Raw genomic sequence first — 14,343 nt, 5'->3', positions numbered from 1 at the left:
CCTTTCATTTATGTGTACTAGTATACGTAGTACACTAGTGGAAGTAAAGTCTTTTATGATAAAATAAACAAAAAGGAGCTGATGAGGACAATGGAACGATGTGAGTGGGCCAACAGTACACCAGCGATGCAGGAGTATCATGATACAATCTGGGGGAAACCTGAGTATGAGGATCAGCAGTTGTTTCGAAAATTGGTGTTAGATATGAATCAAGCAGGGTTGAGCTGGCAAACGATTTTAAATAAAATGGCGAATTTTGATGCGGCGTATGATCAGTTTGAAATCACCAAAGTAGCGAACTATACGGAAGAAAAAGTGGAAGAACTGATGATGAATCCAGGAATCATCCGCAATCGGCGAAAGATTGAAGCGGCGATCAGCAATGCCCAAGAAGTTTTAAAAATCCAGCAAGAATATGGTAGTTTCTCCGCATTCTTGTGGCGATATGTCGATCATCAGCCGATCATTAATGAATTTGAGCAGCAATCCGATGTACCGACCCATTCGGAAATCTCTGATCAGCTAGCGAAAGATTTGAAAAAGCGAGGGTTTAAATTTGTCGGAACGACAACTATTTACGCGTTTATGGAAGCGGTCGGCATGGTTAATGATCACTTAGTCACTTGTGTTTGTCGAAGGTCAGAAGCAATCGTAAAAATAAAGGAGTGAGCCTAATTGGGAAAAGTGGTATTTTATGGTGCAATCAGCCTCGATGGCTATTTAGCAGGTATGGAGGATCAACTGGACTGGCTGTTTCAAACTGATACCGGTGTTGCAACGACCTATGAAGCATTTTTTGCAACCATCGACGCGACCGTGATGGGAAGAAAGACCTATCAAGAAGCAAAAAAACTGATGGATGATGGACTGCTATATCCTGAAAAGACCAACTATGTTTTTTCTCGTACCCGAAAAGAGCCGCTGCCGGATGCAACCCTAGTGTCAACGGATCCAGTTGCATTTGTTTCAGCATTAAAACAAGAGGAAAACGTATGGGTAGTAGGTGGGGGTTCCTTATTAAAACCATTGCTGGAAGCTGATTTGATCGATGAATGGTTTATTCAAATCGCGCCGGTGTTTTTAGGAGAGGGCAAGCGACTGTTTGAACCGGGGGATTATGCGAGACGCTTGACGTTTGTTGAAACAAAACAGATGGGGGAACTGACAGAACTTCATTTTGTCCGAAAGTCTGTGTCAGGCAGCGAGTAAAAAGCGCAAACGATTATTCTTCACAGTAAAAAGACCAAGAAACTCAGTGCCGAGTTTCTTGGTCTTTTTGTTTGGATTCTTAATTAGTTGAATCGTTGAAAGAGTTCAATATATTTTGCAATGATCGTTTCAAAGAAGCTTACTGTATCTGGGTTGATTTCGTTGTTTTCATCAATCAAGTTGGTGATTCCACCGATATAGGCTTCTGGTTGTTGTAGAGTAGGCATATCCAAAAAGACTAATGATTGACGTAGGTGATGGTTTGCACCAAACCCAGCGATCGCTCCTGGAGAAACGCTGACAACCAAAGCTGGTTTGCCACCCCAACTGCTCGCACCGTAAGGACGAGAACCAACGTCTAAAGCATTTTTCAAGGCTGCTGGAACAGAGCGGTTGTATTCTGGTGTAAAGAAGAAGACACCATCAACGGCGCTTAATGCTTCCCGAAATGCTGTCCATTCAGCAGGAACTTTTCCTTCAACTTCCAAATCTTCATTGTAAAAAGGCAAGTTGCCGATTTCGATGAAAGATGCTTCAAAACCTTCTGGTAATAATGATGCGAATTTTTTCGCTACGAGTTTATTGTAAGAACCTTCCCGCAAGCTGCCGACTATAAAACCAATTTTTTTTGTCATGTAAAATTCCTCCTTGTTGTTTTCTACTCATTTAGCTTACCAAAAGTAAGTGAATGGTGCAAATAAAACGATTTGTTCTTAAAAAGGTTTCTCTAGTATTCATGATACGCGTCCAGATTCATTCTGGCAAAAGATAACCATGCCGAAAAAACAGGAAAGAAAAACTTTTTTCAGCTGTAAAGAAAAAACTCTTTACACCATCAGAAAAACCTGTTAAACTAGCTCTTGTGATTAAATCAATGGAGGTGTAAATAATGGCAGTAAAAATTCGTTTAAAACGCATGGGTTCTAAAAAGAAACCTTTTTACCGTATCGTCGTAGCAGATTCACGTTCTCCTCGTGACGGACGTTTCATCGAAACAGTTGGTACTTACAATCCTTTACTAGACCCAGCTGAAGTAACAATCAAAGAAGATCTAGTTCTTGATTGGTTATCTAAAGGTGCGCAACCTTCAGATACAGTTCGTAACATCCTTTCTAAAGAAGGCGTTATGAAAAAACACCACGAAGCAAAATTCACTAAGAAATAAGGTGACTTTGGATGAAAGATTTGCAAGAATTAGTCTTAACGATCGTTTCACCACTTGTTACCAAACCTGAGGATATCAAGCTTGAGCTGGTAGAGTCAGATGATTTCTTGGAATATAATCTTACTGTGGCACCAGAAGATATTGGTCGTATCATCGGTAAACAGGGGCGGGTTGCCAAAGCAATTCGAACGATCGTTTACAGTGTACGGACAAATGGACCAAAGAAAGTTCGTTTGAATATCATTGATGGTAAATAAGCAAGAATGAAAAGCATTTCTCTTTGAGGAATGCTTTTTTTGTAAAATTCATGCTTAAGATGGAGGACAAAAAAAGGTGGTTTTGAGATAATCAAAAATGAGGAGGTGCTTGTATGTCTCAACTAATCGCATGGATCGTTGTTCTTTTGATTCTCGTCTTTATTTATAAAATCGGTTCTTTTCTTTGGCGAACGCTAGGGATCTTGCTACTACTTTTTTTGATTTGGGTCTATCGTGAGGAGATCATGACGCAATTGAACCAATGGACACAAAACTTTCGTTGGGGCGACCTATCGACGATCGCCAATCAAGTTTGGCAATGGATCAAGGATGGCTTTCAATCACTGCAAAATTGGGTGACAAATCTTTAAAAAATCAACAAAAAAATGACAGACAATCTGACTTGTTTGTCATTTTTTTTATTGAGGGGTATCCTTTGTATAAGGAGGGGAACATCATGAAAAAAGAACTAGGATTATTTGTTACGCTGCTAACGATTGGAACCTTGGCTGGCTGTAATAATCAAAAAGACCAAGAAACCAGTCAAGCCAGTACAGCTGAAACAACAGCAACGACTATGGTGGAAAGTACCCAAACACAAAAAAGTAGTCAATCAGAAACCAGTCAATCAACTGCATCGACTAGTCAGGCGGTTTCTGAGGATTCTTCAAATACGAGTAGCACCACAGACATCTATAGCCAAATACAAGCGGTATTCCCTGATCTTGTCTTGCCAAAGGACGTTCCGCTTGCTTCGGGTAAAGTGTTGAATGCTGCCACAGCTGGCAGTCAATCCGATGCCTCGATTCTTTATTATGGACTTGATCAGCAATTGTCTCTCAATGACAAGGCTTTGAACGAGGAAACACCGCTTGCTGCTTTTCAATCAAAAGAGTATCAATCAGCGGATGAAGCGGCTGCAGCGGTCAATGTAACAGCGGATGATGGCGGACAAGCCGTTGATCTCGGATATGGGATTACTGGGCATATGCAAGGAGCTGCTGGCTCCAGTTATTTAAGTTGGCAAGAAGGGAATTGGACGTTGACTGTTCGAGCGGTCAACCAAGAAGAACAAGATCCTGTGCCGGTTGCCAAAGAAGTGGTGGCGTATCTGGAAGATGCCATGCTCCCAGCGCCTGAGGTCGGTCAAATCACCATTGATATGGGAAAAAATGACCATACAGCAACTACCGTGGTCTGGCAACAAGAAAAGATGCTTCGAACGGTGCAACATCAAGATGCACGTTCAGCTTTGGAAATGGCCGTTTCAATGAATCAATAAGTTTCAGATTAGGACATTGCCCCTTTGATCAAGCGTCGAAGGGGTGTTTTTCGCGCGATGCTTTTGAGGAAAACAGGGGGCGCTAGGAAACGGCTAGAATTCGCTACTTTGCTATGCTAAAATAGAACAGAAGTTAGAAGAAATGGGGAACGAACGTGACAGAATATTTAAACGTAGGGAAAATCGTCAATACACATGGGATCCGTGGAGAAGTACGAGTGATATCACAAACGGATTTTCCAGAAGAACGCTACCGTAAAGGGGCTGAATTGACACTTTTTCGTGAAAATAAAGAGCCATTACCATTGATTGTTTCAGGTCATCGCAAACATAAAAATTTTGATTTGTTAACGTTTGAGGGCTATCCCAACATCAACGACGTTGAACCGTTTCGTAACGGCATTTTAAAAGTTACCAAGGATGATTTGGTGGATCTAGCAGAAAATGAGTTTTACTACCATGAAATTATTGGTCTGGAAGTCGTCGAAGAAGATGGCACAGTCATTGGTAAAGTCAAAGAGATCCTTTCACCAGGCGCCAATGATGTTTGGGTGGTTCAGCGAAAAGGGAAGAAGGATGCCTTGATTCCTTATATCGAATCTGTTGTTCATACCATCGATCTTGAAAATGGTCAGGTCATCGTTGAGATCCCAGAAGGGTTGTTAGACGATGAGAATTGATGTGTTGACACTATTTCCGCGAATGTTTGAAGGGCCTCTTGGAGAATCGATCATCGGTAAAGCACGGGAAAAGGGATTATTAGAAATCAATGTCTCTAATTTCCGTGATTATTCTGACAACAAGCATCAAACAGTGGATGACTATCCTTATGGTGGCGGAGCAGGAATGTTATTAAAAGTCCAACCTGTCTATGACAATATCAAAGCGATCGAAGAAGCGACACCAGAAACGAAAAAGCGGGTGATCCTATTAGACCCAGCGGGGAAACCTTTTGATCAAAAAATGGCGGAAGAATTCTCTACCGAAGAGCACCTTGTTTTTATTTGCGGTCACTATGAAGGCTATGATGAACGAATCCGTTCATTGGTCACTGATGAAGTGTCACTGGGCGATTACGTCTTGACTGGCGGCGAATTGGGGGCAATGGTCATGATCGATGCGACGGTCAGGCTATTACCAGAAGTTTTGGGCAATCAAACCTCCGCACAAACTGATTCTCATTCCACTGGTTTATTAGAGCATCCGCAATATACACGCCCGGCAGAGTTCAAAGGCATGAAAGTGCCGGAAGTTTTGAAGAATGGCAATCATAAATTGATCGAGCAGTGGCAATTAAAAGAATCCTTGCGCCGAACGTATCAGCGACGTCCAGATATGCTGGAAACTTATCCGCTGACCGCTGAAATGCAGAAGCTTTTAAAAGAAATTGAAGACGAAGCGAAGACTGGCAAGTAAAATAGTGCCAGTTTTTTTGATATTCTGTGCCATGACAAGAAAATTCTCTTTACAGCCTATGGTCGACTGTGGTAAGATATCTCAGTGAGTGTAAACTCAACTATTACGATGTTCCGCTGGAGCTTTCATGCTTTAAGAATGTTTGGGAATAAGGAGAATGATAAACATGAATCCATTGATTCAAGAACTAACTCAAGAACAATTACGTACTGACATCCCAGCTTTCCGTCCTGGGGACACTGTTCGCGTTCACGCGAAAGTTGTCGAAGGAACTCGCGAACGTATTCAGTTATTTGAAGGTGTTGTCATCAAACGCCGCGGTGCTGGTATCAGCGAAACTTATACAGTTCGTAAAGTATCAAACGGTGTAGGTGTTGAACGTACCTTCCCATTGCACACACCACGTGTTGCACAAATCGAAGTTGTTCGTTACGGTAAAGTACGTCGTGCAAAATTGTACTACTTACGTGCATTACACGGAAAAGCAGCTCGTATCAAAGAAATTCGTCGTTAATCATTTATTATCAGATGAAGCAAAAGCCCTTGATTTCAAGGGCTTTTTTCTTTTGTTTGGCGTTATGTTCTATCATTTTAAAGTTCTAGAATTGATTAATTGTGGAAAAAGGGTAGGCTGTTACAGTGTTTTCTTTCTTCATAGATAAAAAGACAAAGTACTGGTTATAGTACTTTGTCTATCGAGAGGCTGTCCATTGTTCGGACGAGCTTTTTTTAATTAGCTTTGTCTATTCATCCCTTGAAACAACAACCATAGATTTGATCGTTTTTCGTTCCTGCATATCGGCATAGGCTTGGTTGATATCATCTAAATCATAGGTTTGGGTGAAAACGCGGCCTGGATTGATAGTACCATCAAGCACCGCTTTTAACAGGATTTCCTTATCATATGTTGTGACCGATGCAGATCCTCCCGCAATGGAAATGTTTTGAGCAAAAGTGGAACCGATTGGTCGATTGTCATAGTGAGGGACGCCGACATAACCTACACGACCACCATTATGCAATACACCAAGGGCTTGTGTAATGGCAGCTTCTGTACCAACACATTCAAGAGCAGCATCCGCGCCTCCGCCAAGGATCTCGCGTACCTTCGCGATTCCCTCTTCACCACGCTCAGCCACAACAGCTGTAGCACCTGATTGAAGAGCCATTTCTTGTCGATCTTTATGACGGCTCATTAAAATAATTTGGGAAGCCCCACGCATTTTTGCCGCGATGACAGCACATTGTCCTACGGCACCATCGCCAATCACGACGACTTTATCCCCTTTTTCTACATGTGCACAACGTGCCGCATGATATCCTGTGGGCATAACATCTGCCAAAGTTAAAAGAGACTTGATCATACCTTCCGTATAATCAGCTGGCTGACCTGGAACTTTTACAAGGGCCCAGTTGCCGTAATGGAAGTTGATATACTCAGATTGGAAACCGTTAGACCAATTCGTTGTGCCTTGATGACGGTCGCATGTGCCATCAAAACCGGCACGGCAAGCATCACATTCACCACAACCATGGGTGAAGGGGACGATGACAAAATCTCCAGGTTTCACAGTCGTAATGTCTGGACCGATTTCTTCAACGATGCCTAATGCCTCATGACCATCATTAACTGAATGAGGTTCTTTACTATCGCCATGGGCATACGACCAAAGATCAGAACCGCAAACACATGCTCGGACAACTTTAATAATAACATCATCGGCTGCTTGTAAAGTTGGCTTTTTTACTTCTTCCACTTTAACTAATCCTGCTTTTTCAAAAATTGCTGCTCTCATATAAATCCTTCTTTCTTAAGTTAGTATTGTTAGTATAAATGTTGAAGTTAACTTTAGGTCAAGAAAAAGACACATCAAGAAATGACGTTCTCTAAAAAATTCCATTCAGGTTTTCCTTCAAGAGCAAACGTAGTGCTAACAAAAATAATTATTTCTATTCGTTAGCCGTTTCTTACGATGTTTCAAGTGGAGCATGCGCAAATGACGCCTGGAGACGGTTTGTCATTCAAACCGCCTGCCGTTTCTGAAACTTCTATCCAACTTCCCTCAATGCTTCATTTGGCGCAACAAAAATTACATGTACGTCAGAGTAACTTTTTTCATAAATGATTTTAGCTTATCTAGCAGAGGATACCATGAAATGATCGTCTAAAGTTTTGCGAAGACAGAATACTTTCTTCAGATTCAAGTTTATTTCCCTCTCAACAACTGTTACTGATCAGCAGTTTTTTATAAAAAAGGCAAAGAGGCAATAAACGGAGATTTTAATTAAACGTTCACTACACATTTAGGCTATAGAAGTTCATTTTGAGTGATTAGGTAGTTGCTGATTGATTACTATGTTTTTCCGTATTATGTGCCGATCGTAGTTGGGGAGCCTTTTGGGCTTTTTTATTTTGACACAGTAAGGCCAGGAAGCAGGTTATGGGATGTTTCTTATGCTGCGTACCGCTGGGTACCCTTGTATTTTGATGGGAACAGTCATCTGAGTGAAACGCAATGCCATCGATTGAAACTTTTTGTGGATACTTATCGGCTGTCCAATAATGACAGAGTACAGATTGTCGATTGTTTGATCGACCGCCTTTGTGCACTAGTTGCTTTTATGAGTAGAAAAGGAGAAGAAGGGAATGGAAATTTTCAGAAAAACATTGACGAGGGACATCTTGCTAAATACCAATAGGACATTCAGCGCCTGAAAGAAAATAAATCGCAAGTCATCGAAGGGATAAAAATAGAAGGATAGAAGAACAGTGAGTACAAATCATCCTACAGTCTTCTATCAGATCGTCTTGATGTTTTTTATTGAAACGATTGTTATTTATAGAGATGAATTTTCTCTATCTTTTTAATTTTTACTTTTATGTAATCTGGAAATAAAGAAAAAATTTTGAATGATTTCATTATTGTTTTCTAATAAATGATTACAGAAAAAAAGCAATAAATTCCCCTTTTTTTGATGACTTCTATGGTAATCTTCTCGATAGAGAACTTTCTTTTATCTAGCTATTACTGACCTCTATGCGTTAGTTAACTACTTCACAAATAAAAGGAAGTTCTTTATTTAATCGAATTGAAAGAGGTGTCTTTGTGAAAGCAGCTGTAGTATCAAAAGATAAGGTTGTAAAAATCGAGGAAAAAGAATTAAGAGCGCTTCGTCCGAATGAAGCATTATTGAAAATGGAGTGTTGCGGTGTCTGCCATACTGACTTGCATGTAAAAGATGGCGACTTTGGAGATGCATCTGGGATCGTACTCGGACACGAGGGAATCGGTAAAGTGGTTGCAATCGGTGATGATGTTACTTCTCTAGCAATCGGTGACCGTGCAAGTGTCGCTTGGTTGTATGAAAGCTGTGGATCATGCGAATACTGTGTGAACGGGAATGAATCATTATGCCGTTCGGTTAGAAATGCCGGCTATTCTGTAGATGGTGGTATGGCTGAAGAATGTATCGTTGTAGCTGACTATGCAGTGAAAGTTCCAGAGGACTTAGGTTCTGCTGAAGCCAGCAGCATTACTTGTGCAGGTGTAACCACATATAAAGCGGTAAAAGTTTCTGACATTAAACCAGGTCAATGGATCGCCATCTATGGTTTAGGGGGACTAGGAAACCTAGCCTTACAATATGCTAAAAATGTCTTTAATGCAAAAGTGATTGGAATCGATATCAACGACAAACAGTTGGACTTCGCAAAAGATCACGGCGCTGATCTTGTAATCAATCCTGCGAAAGAAGATGCGGCAAAAATCATTCAAGAAGCAACCGGCGGCGCACATGCAGCTGTAGTAACAGCTGTTTCAAAAGCAGCCTTCAATTCTGCTGTTGATGCTGTTCGTGCGGGCGGTACGATTGTAGCGGTCGGTCTCCCACCAGAAAGCATGGACTTGAACATTCCTCGACTTGTATTGGATGGGATTAAGATTGTCGGTTCCCTTGTTGGAACACGAACTGATTTAGCAGAAGCTTTCCAATTTGCAGCGGAAGGGAAAGTCGTTCCTAAAGTAGTCATGCGTCAGTTAGAAGAGATCAACGATATTTTTGATGAAATGCTTTCAGGAAAAATCAAAGGACGGATGGTCATTGATTTTCAAGAGAAATAAACGAAAATAGAGAAACCGACTATGAATTTTTAGCGAAGGAGAAAATTTCGTGTGTAATTTATTGATCATTGACAGCGAAGAGCGAAGAGCAGTTAGCGAGATGATTCGTTTGATTGATCGTCATTTCCCAAATGTCATCTTGCTTCCAATGGTTGATTCGAAAAAAGCACTTCAGCGTACCTGTCTTGAGCAGATGGTTGACATTGCAGTGATCAATGCGGATGGCGAAGAGGACTGTTTTGAATTATACAAAGAGTTGCTTTCTTTTTATCCGAATGCAAAAGCAATTTTGTATTCTGCAGTAGAAAGCTTTGCGATCGCTCAAAAAGCGTTGCGATACGACTTGATCGATTATTTGGTCGAACCGATCACCAATGATTTTGTTTATGCATTGGACCGAGGGATTCAATCCATCAATCAGATTTCCTTGCTGCACGTCGAGAAAAACAATGTAGCTTCTCCTTCGCTTTCTTTAAGACATAAGATATTGCGCTATATTCATGAAAATTATAGAGAACATATTACGTTAGACACTTTAGCAGATCACCTGCATTTAAGTCGGTATCACACTAGCCGTTTGATCAAGAATACATTAGGAATGACCTTTTCATTGTACTTGATGATTTATCGTATTGAAGTTGCCAAAAAAGAACTCTCAACAAGTGATCGATCGATCAGTGAAATTTCTGTTAGAGTAGGATTCAATGATCCAAATTATTTTAGTAAGAAATTTAAAAAAGCAACTTCTTATACGCCCAAAGAGTATCGAAAAATTTATCGTGGGAAAGTAACCGTGATCGACTCAAGACTTGAGCTTTGAGTATTAAATAAAGTAGTTTGGGCTGATTGTATTAGCGAAAACATGATTCTTTGCTAATGCTTATCAAGTTACTTTTTCATAGATGAGAAAAGCTAAAAGGCCTATGTGTGCAAGGCCTTTTTTTACTTGAAAAAAATTTTGGATCAGGTTATTCAGACTAGCAGCAGAGGACAAAGACTGATGTTTTTGTGAATGAACCGATAGGTGCTATAATGAGAACGAATTCAGCAGTGCAGCTTACCAAAGAAAGGGAGCAAGAAAATGGCGAACAAAATGGTGTTTATTAACTTGCCTGTCACTGATATCAAACGTGCAACATCCTTTTATGAAGCGCTGGGGTTTGTAAAAAATGAAGAGTTCTCAAACGATACCAGCAGTGGAATGGTTTGGAGTGAATCGATTTGGTTAATGCTGTTAGAACATGCGTTTTACCAACAATTTCTAAATGGTAGAAGTATTGCAGATACAAAGAAGACGAGTGGCGCATTGATCGCGTTTAGTTTTGACACACCAGAAGAAGCAAAAAATTTTGCAAAAACTGCTGAAGAAAATGGTGGACAGTCGTTCCAAGTTGATATGGGGATTCCAGAGGACATGATGGTCGGTTATGAAATCGTTGATCCTGACGGCAATCAGATTGAGTCTGCTTGGATGAAGGGCTATTAGCAAAGTGCTCGTTTAAATAAAAAGGAAAAAAATGGTTCAGTATGCAGTTCCCTCAAGAAGTTAGGCTTTTGTGCTAACTTTTTGAGGGCTGCTTTTTCTTGATGGGATCCTCGAGTTTTGTAAGATTGGTCAGTACCCTTTGTCTAAATCTGAAAAAAGAGGTATGATACAAGAAAAAGGAGTGGAGACGAAGTGAAATATTCAACGAAATACAGCGACGCCATTCACATCCTCGCTTACATCCACCTCTTTAAAGGAACTGATCTATCAAGTGATCGGATCGCCCAGAGTGTTGAAACGAATCCTGCTTATGTTCGCCGGATTATGAGTGATCTGCGTATTGCCGGATTGATCGAAAGCCAAAGAGGAAAACCAAACCCTAAACTAACGAAGGAACCATATGAGATTTCTTTGTTGGACATCTATGCGAGTGTTGAAAAAGATCAGCATCTTTTACATGCGGACAAAAAGACCAATCCCAATTGCTTGATTGGGGGGAATATCCAAACGGTATTAGAGGAAACTTACGACGTGCTGCAAAAGAAAATCGAGAAAGAGATGAGCGCTATCTCGCTACAATCCATCATTGACGGCATTCAAGTAGAAGCCAATCATTAAAAGTGTCACATGGAAGGCTGTAAAAAAAGAACTTTCACCTGCTAGGCAAATTCTTGACAGGGAAGAAAGTTTCTTTTATACTCTAGTTGTAACTTAATTAGTAACAACTGATTTTGAAAAAAACAAAAGTAGGAAGGATGATCATTATGAAAATCGGTATTATTGGCGCAACAGGGAATGCAGGTTCAGCAATTTATCAAGAAGCAGTACAGAGAGGACACGAAGTGACTGCTATCGTGAGAAATGAAGCGAAGGCCAAAGAACAACTTGGTGAGACGGTCAAAACACTTACAAAGGATGCTTTTTCTCTCACAGAAGAAGAGCTCAGTGACTTTGATGTGCTTGTTGACGCGTTTGCGACAAGTCCTGACAAAGCTTACTTGCATGTGGATCTGGCAGCAAAATTAGTGCACCTGTTTCGAGAAAAAAACACTCGTTTGTTCTTCATCTTAGGAGCCGGCAGTTTATTCAATGAAGCTGGGGAACGTAATCTCTCTGAGTTGAAAAAAGCACCAGGAAGCGAAAGTTGGATTGCGATTCCAGAAAATCAGCTAGACGAATATCTCTTTTTAGAAACAGTCAAAAATGTCCCTTGGGTGGGGATTTCTCCTGGGAATGTCTTTCAAGAAGGACCAGCTAAACCAGCGATTTTAGGGAAAGATCACTTACTATTCAACGAACAAAAGCAATCGGTGACATCTAGCGGTACGTTAGCTAAGGCAATTATCGATGAGATCGAAACAGTACAACATGAAAACACCCGCTTTACTGTGATTGATGCCTAGTAAGTTTTCAAAGACGACTGAGAAGGAAATGCCATGAGTAGCGTTGACTATTGGTACGAGTGGATGGATAGGCTATTTTAGGCAACAGTTCTTTTTTCACATTATTGTTTCCCATACTCAGTAATTTAGACAAGACAAATCCTCTGTCTTTGCTTATAATCAAGGACAGAGGTGAGAAAATGAATAAAAAAATCGAAGCGTATGAATTGATGCTTCTGCAATTAAAAGGATTACTAGAAGCAGAGAGTAATTGGATCGCTAATCTAGCAAACTCTTCTGCTTTATTAAATGAAACATTGGAAGATACGGTGTTTGCCGGCTACTATTTGTTTGAAGAAGGCGAACTGATCTTAGGCCCGTTCCAAGGAAGAGTATCTTGCACCAGAATCACTATGGGCAAAGGGGTTTGTGGAGAGTCAGCGGCAAAACAAACGACATTGATCGTCCCGAATGTCAAAGAACATGAGAACTATATCTCTTGTGACTCGGCAGCTATGTCTGAAATCGTTGTTCCTATGATAGCTGATGATCAATTGATTGGTGTGTTGGATATCGATAGTGGCAAAACGAACAGCTATGATGAGATCGATCAGAAATATCTTGAAGAATTTGCGGCGATCCTAGTAGCGAGTCGTAAATAAATCGTCATTTCTTAATAATTAGCAAAAAACAATATAACGTTTACAAAGCAAGTGTTCATTGAATAATGGGCACTTTTTTCATTTTTGTTTTAAATAGACATGCATATCGCTTTATTTTATTAGAATTAGATGATAAGATGATAATACAATTAGAGAAACGAGTAGTAAGGAGCGCATTATGGAAGCAGAAACAATTGTATTAGGTAAAGCATATGAATGTAAACCAGTCGGCTTAGAAAGCCGCGTTATCGGAGAAGTGGTCAGAAAAATGGAACGTTGTGCCGTTTTGCATGTGATCCGTTATGAAGAGACTGATCATGACGAGCTTGAAGAACGTTGTGGAAGAGTTGTGGCAAAATACAATGAGATCTATCAACCAGCATTGGTTGAATGCTTTTCTAGCTAAGGGTTAATCCCAATCAAACGAAGCCATGCACGTAAACCAATTCCCTTAACAAAGGGGCTGTTTCTTGGAAGCAGCCTCTTTTTTTGATTCTTGGACACCGCTGCGTAGAAAAATACATGCTATAATGGGCGAGAAACTAGCAGAAAGCAGGGAGCGAAATGGAATTAGAAAAAACGGTCATTGATGACAAACAGATGCTTTTTGAATTGCCGAAGGAAGCAGGGCAACTGCAAATTGTTAAAGGAAAACTTATTGAAACAAAAGACAATACCGTCCTTTTAGCCATAAAAGAAGGCCAATTACTATCAGTTGCAGATGAGAAAACATTTGATAACAAGCAAGAATATGATCGCTTAATGATCCTTACACCACCTTGGGAGATCATGGCGCCATACTTAGCAGCCTATTATCAAGAGAAATATCAACTGTCCAATGCTTCCAACGCACCTATCGTGATTCCACAGGAACTGCAACAAGGGGTCGCTATTTGTGCGGAACCATTTGATTGCTTGATCGATTTTCTGGGTTATGTATCTACCAGCAAAAAGGAAACGAAAGCGGTGAAAAAAGGGGGTAAGCCTCGTCATAAATGGTCAAAAGAATTACAAGATGAACCCTTTATGGTGGATTATCAAGGAAGTACAGCAACGGTCTATTGGCAGAAACGCAACGAGGTTCGAATTGAAAAAGGCGCTACCTTGCGTCAAGAGGTTCCTTTGAACAAAGACGGCTCGGTGGGCTTTTCAGCTCGATTAGCAGAAAAGATACGGCAAGAGAATCAATCAGCGATCAAAGAGGGACGAACGATTAAAGACGTCGTATTAAAAAGTGTCAATGAGGTCGGCATGTTTCTTTACTATGGGGGAACCAATGGCTGGCTTCAATTAAAAGATCAGCAAGGAAGAACCCTGAACGAGCGAACGGTGGTATAGAAAAGAAAGACACTGAAAAAGAAAG

Annotated in this window: 19 protein-coding genes; 17 read left to right on the top strand and 2 right to left on the bottom strand. The window is 40.6% G+C overall.

All coding sequences use genetic code 11. From position 1 onward, the window contains the following. Positions 1 to 90 precede the first annotated feature (90 nt). Complete coding sequence (locus A5867_RS13445; RefSeq protein WP_087627807.1) at positions 91 to 669, top strand: DNA-3-methyladenine glycosylase I; 579 nt, start codon at positions 91 to 93, stop codon at positions 667 to 669. 6 nt (positions 670 to 675) lie between these two features. Further along, on the top strand, positions 676 to 1,209 hold the full coding sequence (locus A5867_RS13440; RefSeq protein ID WP_005237235.1) for a dihydrofolate reductase family protein: 534 nt from the start codon (positions 676 to 678) through the stop codon (positions 1,207 to 1,209). 83 nt (positions 1,210 to 1,292) lie between these two features. Here A5867_RS13440 and A5867_RS13435 read toward each other — a convergent pair whose 3' ends face one another. Then, the gene (locus tag A5867_RS13435; protein WP_087627806.1) at positions 1,293 to 1,844 is read right to left on the bottom strand and encodes an NAD(P)H-dependent oxidoreductase; all 552 of its coding nucleotides are present in this window, start codon (positions 1,842 to 1,844) and stop codon (positions 1,293 to 1,295) included. 254 nt (positions 1,845 to 2,098) lie between these two features. On the opposite strand from A5867_RS13435, the gene rpsP reads away from it, so the two are divergent. From rpsP to rplS, 7 genes are all read left to right on the top strand, one after another. Beyond that, positions 2,099 to 2,374: a 30S ribosomal protein S16 gene (gene rpsP / locus A5867_RS13430; RefSeq protein WP_005228917.1), complete on the top strand. Its 276-nt coding sequence runs from the start codon at positions 2,099 to 2,101 to the stop codon at positions 2,372 to 2,374. Positions 2,375 to 2,385: 11 nt separating this feature from the next. Next, positions 2,386 to 2,631: a KH domain-containing protein gene (locus A5867_RS13425; protein ID WP_005228918.1), complete on the top strand. Its 246-nt coding sequence runs from the start codon at positions 2,386 to 2,388 to the stop codon at positions 2,629 to 2,631. Positions 2,632 to 2,744: 113 nt separating this feature from the next. Then, positions 2,745 to 3,002, top strand: coding sequence for a hypothetical protein (locus tag A5867_RS13420; RefSeq protein WP_005228919.1), 258 nt, complete (start codon positions 2,745 to 2,747; stop codon positions 3,000 to 3,002). Positions 3,003 to 3,088: 86 nt separating this feature from the next. Further along, positions 3,089 to 3,913 carry a hypothetical protein gene (locus A5867_RS13415; protein WP_087627805.1) on the top strand — a complete coding sequence of 275 codons (825 nt, stop codon included), beginning with the start codon at positions 3,089 to 3,091 and terminating at the stop codon, positions 3,911 to 3,913. Between the two features lie 155 nt (positions 3,914 to 4,068). Continuing rightward, a complete protein-coding gene (gene rimM, locus A5867_RS13410) occupies positions 4,069 to 4,593 on the top strand; it encodes a ribosome maturation factor RimM (RefSeq protein WP_010749728.1) in 525 nt (174 codons plus the stop codon). Beyond that, complete coding sequence (gene trmD / locus A5867_RS13405) at positions 4,583 to 5,329, top strand: tRNA (guanosine(37)-N1)-methyltransferase TrmD (protein ID WP_087627804.1); 747 nt, start codon at positions 4,583 to 4,585, stop codon at positions 5,327 to 5,329. The genes rimM and trmD overlap by 11 nt, the downstream gene beginning before the upstream one ends. Before the next feature lie 166 nt (positions 5,330 to 5,495). Then, positions 5,496 to 5,843 carry a 50S ribosomal protein L19 gene (gene rplS / locus A5867_RS13400; RefSeq protein WP_002357176.1) on the top strand — a complete coding sequence of 116 codons (348 nt, stop codon included), beginning with the start codon at positions 5,496 to 5,498 and terminating at the stop codon, positions 5,841 to 5,843. Positions 5,844 to 6,072: 229 nt separating this feature from the next. Here rplS and A5867_RS13395 read toward each other — a convergent pair whose 3' ends face one another. Beyond that, complete coding sequence (locus A5867_RS13395; protein WP_074536033.1) at positions 6,073 to 7,125, bottom strand: alcohol dehydrogenase catalytic domain-containing protein; 1,053 nt, start codon at positions 7,123 to 7,125, stop codon at positions 6,073 to 6,075. 1,311 nt (positions 7,126 to 8,436) lie between these two features. On the opposite strand from A5867_RS13395, the gene adhP reads away from it, so the two are divergent. The 8 genes from adhP (at position 8,437) to A5867_RS13350 (ending at position 14,318) form a co-directional block, all read left to right on the top strand. Continuing rightward, positions 8,437 to 9,450 (top strand): alcohol dehydrogenase AdhP, encoded by a 1,014-nt coding sequence (gene adhP, locus A5867_RS13385; RefSeq protein WP_005229064.1) that lies wholly within the window; start codon positions 8,437 to 8,439, stop codon positions 9,448 to 9,450. Positions 9,451 to 9,550: 100 nt separating this feature from the next. Next, positions 9,551 to 10,270, top strand: a complete 720-nt coding sequence (locus A5867_RS13380) for a DNA-binding response regulator (protein WP_170927570.1) — start codon at positions 9,551 to 9,553, stop codon at positions 10,268 to 10,270. A gap of 261 nt (positions 10,271 to 10,531) precedes the next feature. Then, positions 10,532 to 10,936, top strand: a complete 405-nt coding sequence (locus A5867_RS13375) for a VOC family protein (RefSeq protein WP_087627803.1) — start codon at positions 10,532 to 10,534, stop codon at positions 10,934 to 10,936. 192 nt (positions 10,937 to 11,128) lie between these two features. Next, complete coding sequence (locus A5867_RS13370; RefSeq protein WP_087627802.1) at positions 11,129 to 11,554, top strand: Rrf2 family transcriptional regulator; 426 nt, start codon at positions 11,129 to 11,131, stop codon at positions 11,552 to 11,554. A gap of 137 nt (positions 11,555 to 11,691) precedes the next feature. Next, the gene (locus A5867_RS13365) at positions 11,692 to 12,339 is read left to right on the top strand and encodes an NAD(P)H-binding protein (protein ID WP_005229078.1); all 648 of its coding nucleotides are present in this window, start codon (positions 11,692 to 11,694) and stop codon (positions 12,337 to 12,339) included. A 179-nt stretch (positions 12,340 to 12,518) separates the two neighbouring features. Next, entirely contained in the window at positions 12,519 to 12,980 is a 462-nt protein-coding gene (locus A5867_RS13360; RefSeq protein ID WP_015510123.1) for a GAF domain-containing protein, read from the top strand. Between the two features lie 178 nt (positions 12,981 to 13,158). Next, a complete protein-coding gene (locus A5867_RS13355) occupies positions 13,159 to 13,386 on the top strand; it encodes a hypothetical protein (RefSeq protein WP_005229082.1) in 228 nt (75 codons plus the stop codon). Between the two features lie 158 nt (positions 13,387 to 13,544). Next, positions 13,545 to 14,318 carry a hypothetical protein gene (locus tag A5867_RS13350; protein WP_087627801.1) on the top strand — a complete coding sequence of 258 codons (774 nt, stop codon included), beginning with the start codon at positions 13,545 to 13,547 and terminating at the stop codon, positions 14,316 to 14,318. Positions 14,319 to 14,343 lie beyond the last annotated feature (25 nt).

This window comes from Enterococcus sp. 6D12_DIV0197 (assembly GCF_002174385.1).
In the GTDB taxonomy this organism is placed as follows: Bacteria; Bacillota; Bacilli; order Lactobacillales; family Enterococcaceae; genus Enterococcus_D; species Enterococcus_D casseliflavus.
Note: the sequence above shows the minus strand (reverse complement) of the source record. Positions and strands in the feature narration are given on the sequence as shown.

Coding starts and splice junctions, on each gene's coding strand:
- A5867_RS13445 (WP_087627807.1), top strand. CDS start 91: ATGGAACGATGTGAGTGGGCCAACAGTACACCAGCGATGCAGGAGTAT.
- A5867_RS13435 (WP_087627806.1), bottom strand. CDS start 1,844: ATGACAAAAAAAATTGGTTTTATAGTCGGCAGCTTGCGGGAAGGTTCT.
- rpsP (WP_005228917.1), top strand. CDS start 2,099: ATGGCAGTAAAAATTCGTTTAAAACGCATGGGTTCTAAAAAGAAACCT.
- A5867_RS13425 (WP_005228918.1), top strand. CDS start 2,386: ATGAAAGATTTGCAAGAATTAGTCTTAACGATCGTTTCACCACTTGTT.
- A5867_RS13420 (WP_005228919.1), top strand. CDS start 2,745: ATGTCTCAACTAATCGCATGGATCGTTGTTCTTTTGATTCTCGTCTTT.
- A5867_RS13415 (WP_087627805.1), top strand. CDS start 3,089: ATGAAAAAAGAACTAGGATTATTTGTTACGCTGCTAACGATTGGAACC.
- trmD (WP_087627804.1), top strand. CDS start 4,583: ATGAGAATTGATGTGTTGACACTATTTCCGCGAATGTTTGAAGGGCCT.
- rplS (WP_002357176.1), top strand. CDS start 5,496: ATGAATCCATTGATTCAAGAACTAACTCAAGAACAATTACGTACTGAC.
- A5867_RS13395 (WP_074536033.1), bottom strand. CDS start 7,125: ATGAGAGCAGCAATTTTTGAAAAAGCAGGATTAGTTAAAGTGGAAGAA.
- A5867_RS13380 (WP_170927570.1), top strand. CDS start 9,551: ATGATTCGTTTGATTGATCGTCATTTCCCAAATGTCATCTTGCTTCCA.
- A5867_RS13375 (WP_087627803.1), top strand. CDS start 10,532: ATGGCGAACAAAATGGTGTTTATTAACTTGCCTGTCACTGATATCAAA.
- A5867_RS13365 (WP_005229078.1), top strand. CDS start 11,692: ATGATCATTATGAAAATCGGTATTATTGGCGCAACAGGGAATGCAGGT.
- A5867_RS13360 (WP_015510123.1), top strand. CDS start 12,519: ATGAATAAAAAAATCGAAGCGTATGAATTGATGCTTCTGCAATTAAAA.
- A5867_RS13355 (WP_005229082.1), top strand. CDS start 13,159: ATGGAAGCAGAAACAATTGTATTAGGTAAAGCATATGAATGTAAACCA.
- A5867_RS13350 (WP_087627801.1), top strand. CDS start 13,545: ATGGAATTAGAAAAAACGGTCATTGATGACAAACAGATGCTTTTTGAA.